The sequence below is a fragment of the Indolivaga capnocytophagoides genome, from assembly GCF_036511535.1.
GTDB classification, from domain to species: Bacteria; Bacteroidota; Bacteroidia; order Bacteroidales; family Dysgonomonadaceae; genus Dysgonomonas_A; species Dysgonomonas_A capnocytophagoides.
Genome location: NZ_AP028867.1, coordinates 3,900,126 through 3,914,177, shown reverse-complemented (window position 1 = coordinate 3,914,177; position 14,052 = coordinate 3,900,126). Strand labels below are relative to the sequence as shown.

Below are 14,052 nucleotides of genomic sequence, written 5' to 3'. Positions count from 1 at the left end.
CTGTGACCTTAGAATTCATTTCCTTCATGTAATCCTTTCCGCTTAAATTACGGAAAGGATTACTTAAATCTAAGTAAATGACAGACAGAATTTAATGATCTGTTTAAAGTTTATAACAAGCTTTGGTTATTATACGTACCAAAGCAACAAATAGGTCTGAGACCTTAATTAATAAAAATGAAAAAGAGTAATCTCATTTTTCTGATCTTACTACTATTTGTCTCCTCTACCTACGGGCAGCAATATCGAAGATCAGTAAAACCAACCAAGAATGTAATTGTAATGATACCCGATGGCATATCAATCGGGGTTGTATCTGCCGCCCGCTGGTATCAGATATATAACAATAAGGGAAATTCATTAGCTATAGACCCTTATCTTTGCGGAACGGTCAAAACATTTTCATCAAATGCCCCTATCGGAGACTCAGCCCCCACTACATCGTGTTATATGACAGGGCAGCCTCAGCAAACGGGTAATGTATCTATATATCCTGTTGCCGATCCTGAAAACGATCTTGTACCCATCGATCCATCAAAAGCATATCAACCATTGGCTACATTATTGGAAGGAGCCAAAATAGAGAAGAACAAGGCCGTTGGATTGGTCGTAACGGTCGAATTTCCTCATGCTACTCCGGCTGATTGTTCGGCTCATTATTACAACCGTGGCAAGTACGAATATATTGCACCACAAATGGCACATCAAAACCTGGATGTAATGTTCGGTGGAGGAAATGCCATTCTTACAGAAGATATTAAGCAACACTTCAAAAGTACAGGGACAACATTAATACAAAATGATGCTTCGGCGTTCCGCAATTTTAAAGGAAAAGAAAAGGTCTGGGCTCTGTTCGAAGACATGGCTTTTCCTTACGAATTAGATAAGGAAACAGATGAAATCCCATCTCTGGCAGAAATGACAGGTAAAGCCATTGATCAATTATCTCAAAACGAGAACGGCTTCTTTCTTATGGTCGAAGGAAGTAAAATAGACTGGTCGGCACACGGCAATGACGCAATAGGGTGTATTACCGAATATCTTGCATTTGACAAAGCTGTAGAAGTGGCTATCGAATTTGCCTTGAAAGACGGGGAAACAACTGTCATAATATTACCCGATCATGGCAATAGCGGTTTCACTATTGGACGATATGGGCTGAAAGCTTATGATAGAGCTACTATTCATGACCTTTTTGCAAATGTATCGAAGTACAAAAAGACAACCGAAGGGATGGAAAAACTATTACAGGATGCCAAACCCGAAGAGATTAAGACTCTATTCAAAGAATACAATGATATAGATCTTACCGACGAAGAATATAACCTAATTCTTAAAGAAAAGAACTTTCATGAGGATGATTATATGAAAAAGAGTAACAGTGTGAATCTGTGGTCAGTAATAACCGAGATTAAGAACTCTCGTACATATTTTGGTTTTACGTCAGGCGGACATACGGGTGAAGAGGTTTTTCTTGCAGCATATCACCCTCAAGGGGATATTCCTATTGGAATGAATAGCAACATAGAAATCAATCAATACCTGCAAGATGTGATCGGATTGGAGAAGCCTTTGAATGAGCTTACAGAAGAAATATTCTCAAAGCACACTGATGTATTTGAAGGATGGACATGCTCTATAAATACAGATAAATCGAATAATATGCCTGTGCTTACTGCTAAAAAAGGAGATACTGTGATAATCATACCTGCATTCAAATCAATTATCTATGTAAATGGCAAGCCTATGAACCTAAAATCGGTAACAGTTTATATTGATAAGAATGAAACATTCTATCTTCCTAAAGGTTTAAACCTGATTAATGCAAAAGCGATCTAATCATTTTACCTTGATACTCGAAAATACATCTTTTTAATAAAGTCTGGTTAAAGTTTAACAAGACCACAAGACAAAATGCTCCACTGAATAGCGGAGCATTTTGTCTTTATTCAAAAAAAAGCGACAAAAAGAAGAAATCTTCAATTTGTCGCTCTCAGTGCGGATGAAGGCAGCAGAACCTGCTTTATAACCGTCTATATTATAACAATTTAGTTTTCCTTTAAAATCGCTTGGCTACGAATTGGCTATGACCTCAACGTAGTGTTCTACAACGTTTTGCAGAAGAGATGTTTTAATGAGATAAAGATAGTGTAATTATTGTGAAAGTGAACCTTGTTTATTGGAGTATCTAAAAAAAACAATTACTTTTTTGACAAAGACAATCTTGGATATGTGAATAAAATTAGTGCAAGATGTCTTATAATCCTCTTTCACATGTATTAACAAGACTACAATTCATTTCATATATAATCAAATTATCATGCCATGAGAATTTATATTAAGTATTATACTGCTTGGGTATGATGCTTTTACTTGTTTAGACTCAATTCTTCCAAAAAATTCACAAAACAAATGGATCTTGAGATTCTATTTTTTCATTATCCCACTTAACGATACTATTAATCAAGAAAATAATGATTTTTTCGGTACAAACTCATAAATAGATTCTGTATGCATTCATTGCAATCAGCTATATATTGAAAGATATAGGCTGGTTACTTATTCGATAACCTTCGTCAAGAATACTGCCATTGATGAAAATTGTATAGGTAGTTTCATATACTCCATAAGCCTCATGGATATGGCCAAACAAATGATATTTTGGTTTTACTAGTTCTATTTTCTTAAGTAAATCTTCACAACCTGCATTTGATCCTGATATTGTCTGGTCCAGAATTCCTGAGGGCGGACCATGCGTAATAAGTATATCTGTATTTTGGGGAATTTTATCCCAGTATTTAGCAATATTAGAGCCTCGATCTCGATTGAATGCCCAATTAAAGAATGTTGGAGTGATAGGAGACCCCCAAATATTGATGCCTTCGATTGTTATACCAGCATTACAAAGATAAAATACATTCTGGGGCAACATTTCTTGTATTTTACTTATTGTTTTATCTTCGAAATAAAAATCGTGATTACCTGCTATGAATATTTTATATCGAAAATCAAGAGAAGAAAGCCATTTAATAAAATCTTCTACTTCGTAATCTTTTCCTCTCTTTGAAATATCTCCACTATGAATTAAGATGTCAGCCTGAGGTAAATTATTCAACTTTTGATGCTCCCCATGTGTGTCTGATATGAATAGAATTTTCATTATATTACAAGTTTGAGACTTTTTCAAATATAACTAAAAACAGGCTAAGAATTATATTTTAGTTTTGGATTAGGAAAAATAAGAGGGTATGAAAAAATTCAATTTTCACACCCTCAAGTTTTTTATACAATCCATCGATCTCTCATTTCCATGACAATATCTTCATCCGATAAGTGCATATAGATGTCCTGTATGCTATCTCTGCTTGCATGTCCCATGATACGTTCCGCAATGCTATCCCGTATACCCTTTTTAGCTGCAATGGTTCGAAAAGTATGTCTGGCCCGATGAAGGGTTATTGTCTTATTTATACCCGCTTCTTTGATAATTTTTTTCAGATATCTGTTAATTGTATTATTGCTTAAAGGGAAAAAAATTTTCTGAAACGATTTTTTATTTTCCATTTCCAAGAGAGATTTTACAGTTGGAGAGACAATTGGAATTTTATATAATATCCTAGTCTTCTGCCTATCATTAGATAAAAGGTAATACGTTTCACCAACTTCTTTTTTATTTAAGGTAATGACTTTTAAATTATTATGCAAAACCTTTTGAAACTCAGCATAAGATAAAGAAGTGTAACACCCAAATAATAAGCACCTTAAAGATTCTTGTTTATATTTACTATACTTCCCGCTATTGTATACTTGCTGTAGCAGTTGTAGTTCTTCTTCTGTCAATATATCCATATTCTCTCCTTTAGAAAATCTTTTGATTTTAAATTTATCATAAGGATTCTTTTTTATCAACTCTTTATCAATAGCTAACCCCAACAGAAACTTGAGATTTGCATGCTTTTTATAGATTGTAGGAGGTTCATTACCTGATTCAACTTCAAATTGATGAAATCTTTGAATAAACTCCAATGAAATTTCATTAAATAATAGTGAAGGTTTCCATACTTTCATTTTGTTGATAAGGCTACAATAGTTGTTTATTGTTGATTGGGCTCGCGACAATTTGAGAAATTCCAATTCACTCTCCACAAAAACATAAAAATCTTTATTATCATAATATCGATCTTTGAACTTGTTAACAAAGTCCTTTGTAGAAAGGGGTTTCAGAAAATTATCAAAGATTATTTGTTCAGCTTTATGATGCTGTTCTCTAATGATCCGATTATACTGCAAGTGATATTTTTCTCCTACTAAGATCATTTTCTTACTGTCACTCCAATGTTCGGGCTTTACTGATATATCCAAACCTATATAGGTTGTTTGCCTATAAGCAGTATACTGGAGACCGATCGGTTGTTTACCTGTTTTACCGAGGTAGTTTTTGCGAAGAATAATTTTCAATGTTGCTCTCATAATTCAATCGTATTAAAAGTTTATATACTAATTTTATTATAGAATTAGCCCCTTGCTAGTATAAAAATGCAGATAACAGTTGTAGTAATTCTATATTATTTTACACTTGATGCTGATAGAGTTGACTCTAGTAGTCCCCTGAAATCTGCAAGATGCGTAACGTGTTTGAACATCATATCAAGAGCGAATATAAAAGGAAAAATAATTAAAATGCCATTAATTTATACATTGTCGTAATCTGTCGTAGTTTGTCATAATTTGTCGTATCTAAATAGACAACAAACTGTTTGAATTTTTCGCTGAATAGTTTTCTTAAAAAACATTATCGTCTCCGAGGAAAATCACTTAGTCGTTACACGTATAAGAAATGTATAATTTTCTTATTTTTACTTTTAGAAATATATACTTATGAAGATATTATATATAATTCTATAATCTAAAGTGAATCATACTTGAATTATTGCAAAATAAGATCGATCAATAATATAATTTTTATTAGCAGTGTGGTATTTTTTTAGATAGTGCTTGTGCTGATTACCAAGATGAAGAAAATTGAACACCTGAACTTTTTAATGAAATACATAAACAACAAAGAAAACAAGCAATTATGGATATCGAAAAAATCATTGTGGTTTCGGAAAAGGATCTAAAGAGAATTATATCAGAAGTCTTTGATGAAAAATTAGCTGAACTATATCAAGAACCGAATTTTTGCAAGGAAGAAACATATTCGATCAATCAAGTGGCAAAAATGCTAAGAAGATCTCATAAGAAAATATCTGATTTAGTTCGTGGAGGGATACTTAAGACCACGATTGACAATAGGATATATGAAGGATCAATAAAGGAATATATGGAGTGTTCTAAGTGATCTTAACAAGGTATCTCTGTCTCTGATTAATACTCAATTGAAAAATGACTTTCAAGTATTTGCTATATTTGCTTTGCGACTTAGTGCGAATGAAGGAATTCCCATAATGAGGATATTATTTCATAATCAATTATATATCAACATCTTCATTAAGATTTTCTTTCGCTAAAACAATCATTCCAGTCGTAAACTGGTCACAGTTTAAACACTCAATAAGTTCAATTTTTAGCTTACTGGGGTTAATAATTAATTTGTTTACAACCTAGAAACTATTCTTAGTTAAATCTAAAAGTAGATTTTTTTTTTTAACAAATAAATGAGAGATTATTAATGGGAAATTAATTACGATTAATCATTATATTTGAAACAAATATAATGATTTAAATTAATAATGAAATTATCAGATTATACTATATCAACTATAGTTAAGTTCTTTGCTGATTCTCATATTCCAGAAGATCAACTACAGTTAGCTCCTTATTTGTCAGGCTCTAAATTAGTAGAATTGTTTAATAAAGCAGGACTAAGAGATATTTATGCCAATAGCCTACCTGATGGATTATCTCGCTCTGCATATACAATTGACAGATTGAGAAAATTATCAGGGACACCTCAGTTAGTTTTGTTGATTCAAAGCCTCTTCGATTCACGACATTTTGCATTGGATCATAACCGAGATATTGACAAGGCAGCTGTTGAGTTTAATAAATTAATACTACCTGATGGTTATAGAATTGAAAAGGTCAATGAATTTTACAAAGTTATAGGAGCTGATCCTCCAGAGAAAATAGAAGTTGAAATACATTTTGAAGATATAGAGAATCAGATATTAGAACAAATAAGCAATGCTAGATTTATTATTTGGGTTGCTGTGGCGTGGTTTACTAATAAAAGATTAGGTAAAGCTTTACAAGAGAAAATAAGAGAGGGTGTTAATGTTAGACTTGTTGTATTAGAGGATAATATTAATAGAGAATATGGATTCAATTATGAAAAGTTATGTGAAACAAAACGACTACCTCCTGAAGGACCGTATAAAAATATTATGCATCATAAATTTTGTGTCATCGATTTAAAAACTGTCATCCATGGATCTTACAATTGGACTACTAAAGCTAATTGGAACAAAGAAGATATTTCTATTGATTCAAGTAAAGAATTAGCAGAACAATACGCAGAAAAGTTTATTAAACTAATTAATGGATAGTAATAAATTGGACTTCAATATAGCTGGCTCTAGCTGGGATAAGGAAATATATATTAAGAAAGACAAATTTCTTAAAAATAAAGAAATAACATATTTCAATCCAGCAATCTATTGTCAGTCGGAAATTCTTGCTAAGAGTTTACAGTCATATAAAAAAGGATATGCATGTATTCAGACAGAATAGCTAAATGGACTTAGTATACAGAACATCCAAATGTAAAATAGATATTAGTGGAAATATTGTAACTGCACTTGGAAAATGACAAAATTAAGATAAATAGAAGAGAACAACAAAAGAACCAAAAAAATTATTGGGGTATTCTACCAATAGAGGTAGACCATTTCAGACATCTGATTCTCGGTCAGGAAACATCTATTCAATCACTCATTAATTATATTTGGAAATCGAAATTTTTCATGAGACAGACAGTTGATGACAAACAAAAACTTATATTAACATCTCGGATTATGTCTTTTCAAAGGATAAAAAAAGACTATTAAAATAGCTAATATGTACAACTCTAATACCTTTACAATGCCTTTTTGGGCTGAAAATGGAGGGTTTATTCGTGGTCGCGATCCATTAGGAATTCAAAATAGTTCTATTACTGTTTACGGAAGACTTTTACCAGGAATGACCAATTTGACTGGACGAATCCGATATTACAGCTTCTATTGCTGGATCTTAGATGAATATAACAACTTAAAACTGGAAAAGGAGAAAGAAAAACCTCAAGCTCAATACAACTTTATAAGGAGAGCTGAGCTGATTATGGCCTTTCTGATGGTTATAAAAGAACCAAATATAACAAATGTACCTGGAAGTGACTACGCTAACAGATACAAACTAAATGGGATCTATTCTTTAATACAAGGAGCCGATAAGCCGGGTAAAGAGTTATATTGGGATTACGAGTCAGGAGCCTTAGGACAATACTATGCAGGCTCTCTAATTAATCTTGAATTAATTGAAGTCACAGAAAAATATTTTCATATAAAATCAAAAGGACAGAAACTCGCAGCGGCATTCCGTTCCGCCGTTCCTCATGATGAAAGAATATATTATCTAGAACTGATAAAAAAAGGAACTTGTTTTCTAGAAGATTTTGATAAAATAAAGTCTTTTCAACTTAATGCTATTGTCAAATTGAGTGCGGAATGGTCTTTGTTAAACAATCTTTTATTAGAGCAAGATGGAGATAACTTTAAAACAAGAGATGGCAAATTGTCAGAGAAAAGATTTGAGTCAATAAAATTATTCTTACAGTCAAAAGCAGAAGGAATCCATATGTATAAATTTCCTTTATGGATATTCAATAATATCTCGCAAGATGTAGACCCTAATTCTTCTAGATTTGGGTGGTTCTATTATTTTATTAATGAAGCAGTTCATTATGCTCTTTCAACTGTGTTTTGGGGTTTCTTATTCAATATCGAAGGACGTATTTTAGAGATTGATAGTTATTTAAAAAAATTTGAGTTAGAAATATTAAAAGAAACTATATTACCAATTGGAATCAATAGCGAAGATATTCTGATAAATGTTTTGGGATCTATTGATAAGGGAAATATTCCTGATGAATTAGTTGATATAAAAAATGCTGTAAAACAGGGAAATTCTTATAGTGCTGTAAGCAAATCGATTTTGCTCTTGGCTATGATATACAATTTCGTTAAGCCATATGAAGAGCAAGTCAAAAGATTTGAGTTTAATAATTATATAGACTCCCAAAAAGGAAATCTATCGGAACATCTTAACATATATATAGAGAAAAACTTAGAGTCAAGCTATAGCAAATATGTCAATAGGATAATAAAATCTGTAATTAATGATCACATGTCAACAGCTTATAGGAAAATGGGAAATGGAGAAGCTAATTTATTGAAATTTCTTATTGAAGATAGGTGCATTATTCATATTGAGACCATAGAGCCAAGAGGAACTACTCCTAGGATTCAATCATTACAGAACTTCATGCTTGACTTAAGATATATTGAAACAAGTGATAGTCTAACTGAATTAGGGCATAAATTATTTTGTGAATTGTGATGGAACGTAAAATATATAGAGAAATACCTGGAGGGAAGAATAAATTCCATTCTGCCATCCTTACCACTTTTTCCTTTAATTTTCATCATTTCGAAGGGTATGTATTAAGGATTCTGAAGGAAAAATGGATAACAAGTGTAAACGTTTTAGTTGACCAAAATATGCTAAACTCTTCGCTAGGTATATCTTCTAATTATCTAAGAAGTATTAATCAGGTATATGCGGTCAGTGGCATCAAATCATCAGGAGCATTTCATCCCAAGATCAATTTCTTCATAGGAGACAATAGTTTACTTGCCATCTTTGGCTCAGGTAATATTACTCCGGGAGGACACGGCAAAAACCATGAGATATTCTCTGGGCTTTATGCTGATATGGATAATAAAGAAGACTTGCCTTTACTTCTTGAACTTTGGGAGTATGTCATTGGCTTTGCAAAACAAACAGAAGGCTATTCAGCTAAAAGGATATGTAAAACAATAAGAAGTTGTTGTGAATTGTTTACAAAGCAAGAATTCGTAAAACATCAATTTCATAATATAGATAAAGATCTTAATCTTGCTGGAGCTCTATTATATAATGAAAAGACGACCTGTATATATCGTCAACTAGCAAGCCTTATTCCGGTTGACGAAATAAAAGAAATAACAATCATCTGCCCATATTATGATAAAGATGGCACTTTGTTAAAGGATCTTTGCAAGCTATTCCCCAATTCTATTTTAAATATATATCTACAAGAAAATGAGGGTTTGCCTCCAACACAAATAGAAGCTGACAAAAGAATTACTTTTTATGACTTCAATAAAACAAATAGAGGAAAGGTGAAAACTACTGGTTTGAGAGATAGCCGAATGCTACATGCTAAAGTATTTCACTTCAAATCACAAATAAAAGAATATTGCTTGGTAGGTAGTGCAAATGCGACTATTGCTGCAATGGGATCTTTTAGTTGCCCCCCACTGAATGACGAATTATGCATATTATATGCTTCATCCTCTTTTAATTTTTTAAATAATATGGGAATTAACAAGAGTAGCAAACCCATAAAAGACATAAGTATTTACTCTCGATCAGAATATTACGGAGAAAATATATTGGATTCGAACTATAGTACTAGGCAGATTATCAAATCCGCTGACTTAGAAGGCAAACGACTTAAAGTATATATCAATTCGAAACATATACCTATTGAACCATGCTATCTGACAGCATTTGGAATTGATGGAATTGAGTGTTTTTCTCTTCCGATAAATGATCTACAGCTAGAAATGTTTGAATTTATTTTATCCCCTAACCAATCTAATCAGCAGCTTCAATACTGTGCATTTTTTAATGCAAACGGTAATATTGTTTCAAATAAGCAGCTAGTCAATAACGTTGACAAACTAAGAAACACAAACCCTGAAAGAAATTTACGAAGTATACGTGAAATCTTAAGCAAGATTGAGGTAGGGCAGTTTAATGAACTGGAAATTGCTGATTATTTAACCCAGCTATATAGAGAAGATACTGGTATAAATCGAAAGCCATTACATAGCAGCCTCCATGAAAATAAAGAAGAATTAGAAGAAAGAGACATTATTACATTAAGTTATGATCAGGCAATAGCAATGTCTAATAATACGTCAATATTGTCAAAGATGGCTACAGGACATATTACTTCAACATTATGGCAAAGTATAGAATCTATTTTTCAGAATAAAAGTGAATCTATTTCAGATGAATTAATGGATGAGGAAGAGGAGGCTTCGACAACTGAGAGCAAGGATAGAAAAATCGAAAACATCCACATTTTCAATGATTGCATAAAAATTGGAAATGACATAAACCGCCCATTTAACCTTGTAAAAAAAATAACAGAGCAATACTGCATCAACCTAACTCGAGCACGATTTAATGAAGAGCATGTTATTGGTATTGTCGATTATTTACGCTTTTTATTAAGTTCACATACTATAGGTTCTATATGCCTTTTTAATGAATACACATTGTTCCCGGAAGGCACAAATATTCATGATTGGAAGAAAAAATTACGAAATCTATATTCAGAATCAATTCAATCTATTTTAAAGCATTTTATCCTATTACACCAATATAGAAATATTGCAAAATACTCTGAATGGGAAGACGATTTAATTTCTCGTCATGCTGATCTTCAAAATAAATTTCTCTACCATATTCTGCTTGATGCAACTCTGGCTTATAATACTTTGGAACGACGAGAGCCTGTAATTAAAGAGCAATTAATTCTTTTCTGTTTAAATATTTTTAATAAATATGGGTTACCTAATTCTGGACTGAAAGACTACATGGAAAAATTATCGATAGCGAATAACAATGCATTTTCTCCACAACACGTATTGAAAATGCTCGGGGAAACTATTAATGCGAGTAAGGATGGTTCTTATAAAAAATCAGGAAAACTAGGAATATGTAAAATTAACACTATTCAAGGGAGTAAATATCAAGTTAGAACAATTTATGATGATAATTATAGATTGTTAAACAAAAAAGATATAAGCGATTTTACTTTATAAAAGAATATCGAAAATTTTAACATGTGTAAATGGACAGTTCCCAAAGGACTTTATCCTAATTAGATATTTGTTTCTTCTGCAAATTCTTCGTATTAGAACTATCATATATACAGTTTCCTTTCCTTAGATAATTCTATTGCTGAATTACAAGAAAAAAACTACAAGATTCACAAAGAGATCCTTTACCCCAAAAGGCAAATGCTGAACGAGAAATTTCCTACAACACCATATCTTTTTTGGATAGGAGCTACTCATTATCTTCAATAATTAACAAAGTTCGATTTATACATGATTGTATATCTTCCTTTATTTCATGTTCCCAAAAACGAATGACCGTATATCCTAAATTTTGCAAAAGTTGAATATTGTGAATATCCCGTTGCATATTGCGTTCTATCTTTTTTATCCAATAATCTCTATTTGCTTTAATTTTGACCTTTTTTTCCTCCCACCTATATCCATGCCAAAACTCCCCATCAACAAATATAATAAGCTTATATCTTTGAATAACAATATCCGGCTTTCCGGGTAGCTTAGTTACATTTAGGCGGTAACGGATACCTGTAGCCCAAAGAGCTTTCCGTAGTTTTATTTCGGGTTTTGTATTATTGCTTTTGATTTTTTTCATTAAGCAGGAACGCTCTGGAGTAGTATCAAAAACAAAATTAGCCATTATATTAGTTTTTAATTAGTCAATATAGAAAGATATTATTTTTACATCAATTCTATTGGCTGGATTATTAGGGTCTGAAACTCTACGGTTAATTATATTAAAATTGTCAAGTTGAAGTTTTTCTATTCGATTTCGACTTTCTTCTGTAAACGAATTATATTTGTCGGTAGGAATTACCGATATAAAAGTAAACGTTTTGTTCCCTTCGGGAAGATAACTACTAAAAACTCGCTTAGGGTTCCTTATTCCCCACATTCCACGCATACGCAAATAAGTAATACCTAAAGGATCTACTCTATTAATCCGTCCTAATTCTCTTGTTTCAGAAAATTCAATATTTTCGCCATTTCTTATTATTTGAGACAATCTTGTATGAAGACCTTCATATATTTCTTTATCTGCCGCATATATACTTCCATATACCATCCATAATGAATGTAATATTTGATTACTTGTATGCCCCACTGCATAAATTATATCTTTTTCCGTCCATTCTTCACAATTACGACATCCAGCGGTAATAAGTGTACTATCAGAATGTAATTTAGACTTGGGATAAGAGCTGTTTAACGCTAAATCGGTACCAGAACTTTCTATTTTCTTAACTTCAACGGCATCGCCACCACTTATAATAAAGTCAGGTGGATTATTTTTATTTCCTAACCATGAAAATTTTTCGCTATAAATATCAACAACTTCTTCATTATCATTTATATCGAATGTCTCAGCAAAAGCATTTTTAATATATTTCTCTAAGGCTTCTCCCATACTGTTAGCCCTATTATTAGATAAACCTTCAATATCAGCTACCGTATGGATAGATTGATTAACAATATTATAAATTGCATTTAAAATATTCGTCATAATACAACTAATTTTTGTTTATCTACGGCAATTTGATTTTTGTTTATCTGCTCTTTAATAGAGTTAGCTAAAAATTCTGCTAATTTGACTGGAACAGCATTTCCTATCATTTTATATCCAGCTGCAACACTATCATAGTAAAAAATAAAATCATCAGGGAAAGTCTGAATTCTGGCACATTCGCGAACACTTAATCTCCGGTATAGATATTCTTTACCCGGAACAAATTTTTTCACATCTGCTTCGACTGGTAGCATTTTAGGGGCTTGTGGATGTATTGGGGCTTGACGTCCTCCAGCCTGAATGGTAAATGAAACTTCGCTCCAATCCCTAACCCTATTCCGAGACATAAATATAGGAGAAAATCCGCCTGTCATATATTCATGGTTAGGTATTACACAATCAGAATTAGCTTTATTTTTATCTAATGAAACTACAACATTATCTTTTAAATCATATATAGTATTTTTCAAACTAACATGAGGATATTTAATAAATGGAAATTCATATTTAAAGCCTAAATCTTTTCTAATACCTATAAAAAAAACTCTTTTACGATCTTGAGGTACATTATAATCGGCAGCATTAAGCATGTTAAAAGATAACTCATACCCAATTCCTGCTTCTGCAAAAAGTTTCTTTATATTTTCTAATGCGGTAGAATGGCGGGCGATTAGCATTCCACTAACATTTTCTGCAAGAAAAAACTTCGGTTGTTTATCTCGTAATAACCTAATAAATTCAAAAAACAATTGTCCTCTTTTATCCTCAATACCTTTTAATGCTCCAGCTGCACTCCAACTTTGGCAAGGAGGACCGCCAATTATGCCATCGCATTCTGGGACTTCACTTGATGGTATATCCCTGATACTTCTCCTATCTAAAAAGGCATTTGGATGGTTTTTTTCATATGTTTCCCATATATCTTTATCGTATTCATTAGCCCATACGACATTGAAACCTGCATTCTCAAAACCACGGTCTAAGCCGCCAGCACCCGCAAAAAGCGAAACAATTTTCATTCCTAATTTCTTATTAAAAGTATTGAATTGAGACAATAAATAAGATACAAATATACCATTTTTTAATTTATATATAGCGTTAAAAAATTGCCAATAAGTAGACAATAGTCCGTTGCACATTTGTCTACTAATATTGAAATTTGTCAAATTATGAATATTAATGAAGTTTTTGGTAAAAGAGTAAAAGAGAAAAGGTTGTCTTTAAATTTATCTCAAGAAACGTTAGCAAATCTTGCTAATATTGACCGCACATATTTACCTGATATTGAAAAGGGCAAGCGTAATGTGTCATTAGTTGTTGCTGAAAAAATAGCAAGTGCTTTACAAACTCCACTAAAAGAATTAATTGAATAAA

Annotated in this window: 11 protein-coding genes; 6 read left to right on the top strand and 5 right to left on the bottom strand. The window is 32.1% G+C overall.

Annotated features, from left to right (window positions below):
• The first annotated feature begins 177 nt into the window (after window positions 1–177).
• Window positions 178–1,839: an alkaline phosphatase gene (locus AABJ51_RS15745; protein ID WP_338373330.1), complete on the top strand. Its 1,662-nt coding sequence runs from the start codon at window positions 178–180 to the stop codon at window positions 1,837–1,839.
• A gap of 691 nt (window positions 1,840–2,530) precedes the next feature.
• On the opposite strand, the gene AABJ51_RS15740 is transcribed toward AABJ51_RS15745, so the two are convergent.
• Entirely contained in the window at window positions 2,531–3,160 is a 630-nt protein-coding gene (locus AABJ51_RS15740) for a metallophosphatase domain-containing protein (protein ID WP_338373329.1), read from the bottom strand.
• Between the two features lie 122 nt (window positions 3,161–3,282).
• Complete coding sequence (locus AABJ51_RS15735) at window positions 3,283–4,470, bottom strand: site-specific integrase (RefSeq protein WP_338373328.1); 1,188 nt, start codon at window positions 4,468–4,470, stop codon at window positions 3,283–3,285.
• Between the two features lie 607 nt (window positions 4,471–5,077).
• Here AABJ51_RS15735 and AABJ51_RS15730 point away from each other — a divergent pair.
• The 4 genes from AABJ51_RS15730 (at window position 5,078) to AABJ51_RS15715 (ending at window position 11,138) form a co-directional block, all read left to right on the top strand.
• Complete coding sequence (locus AABJ51_RS15730) at window positions 5,078–5,341, top strand: hypothetical protein (RefSeq protein WP_338373327.1); 264 nt, start codon at window positions 5,078–5,080, stop codon at window positions 5,339–5,341.
• Window positions 5,342–5,732: 391 nt separating this feature from the next.
• Window positions 5,733–6,548 (top strand): phospholipase D-like domain-containing protein, encoded by an 816-nt coding sequence (locus tag AABJ51_RS15725; protein ID WP_338373326.1) that lies wholly within the window; start codon window positions 5,733–5,735, stop codon window positions 6,546–6,548.
• Window positions 6,549–7,059: 511 nt separating this feature from the next.
• Window positions 7,060–8,598 (top strand): hypothetical protein, encoded by a 1,539-nt coding sequence (locus AABJ51_RS15720; protein WP_338373325.1) that lies wholly within the window; start codon window positions 7,060–7,062, stop codon window positions 8,596–8,598.
• Window positions 8,598–11,138 (top strand): phospholipase D-like domain-containing protein, encoded by a 2,541-nt coding sequence (locus AABJ51_RS15715; protein ID WP_338373324.1) that lies wholly within the window; start codon window positions 8,598–8,600, stop codon window positions 11,136–11,138. The genes AABJ51_RS15720 and AABJ51_RS15715 overlap by 1 nt, the downstream gene beginning before the upstream one ends.
• A gap of 247 nt (window positions 11,139–11,385) precedes the next feature.
• On the opposite strand, the gene AABJ51_RS15710 is transcribed toward AABJ51_RS15715, so the two are convergent.
• The 3 genes from AABJ51_RS15710 to AABJ51_RS15700 are packed head-to-tail and all read right to left on the bottom strand — an operon-like array spanning window position 11,386 to window position 13,844.
• Window positions 11,386–11,811, bottom strand: coding sequence for a very short patch repair endonuclease (locus AABJ51_RS15710; RefSeq protein WP_338373323.1), 426 nt, complete (start codon window positions 11,809–11,811; stop codon window positions 11,386–11,388).
• A 15-nt stretch (window positions 11,812–11,826) separates the two neighbouring features.
• Entirely contained in the window at window positions 11,827–12,675 is an 849-nt protein-coding gene (locus AABJ51_RS15705; RefSeq protein WP_338373322.1) for an NgoPII family restriction endonuclease, read from the bottom strand.
• Entirely contained in the window at window positions 12,672–13,844 is a 1,173-nt protein-coding gene (locus tag AABJ51_RS15700; protein WP_338373321.1) for a DNA cytosine methyltransferase, read from the bottom strand. The genes AABJ51_RS15705 and AABJ51_RS15700 overlap by 4 nt, the downstream gene beginning before the upstream one ends.
• 3 nt (window positions 13,845–13,847) lie before the next feature.
• Here AABJ51_RS15700 and AABJ51_RS15695 point away from each other — a divergent pair, with 3 nt between their 5' ends.
• Complete coding sequence (locus AABJ51_RS15695; RefSeq protein ID WP_338373320.1) at window positions 13,848–14,051, top strand: helix-turn-helix domain-containing protein; 204 nt, start codon at window positions 13,848–13,850, stop codon at window positions 14,049–14,051.
• The last annotated feature ends 1 nt before the right edge of the window (window position 14,052 follow it).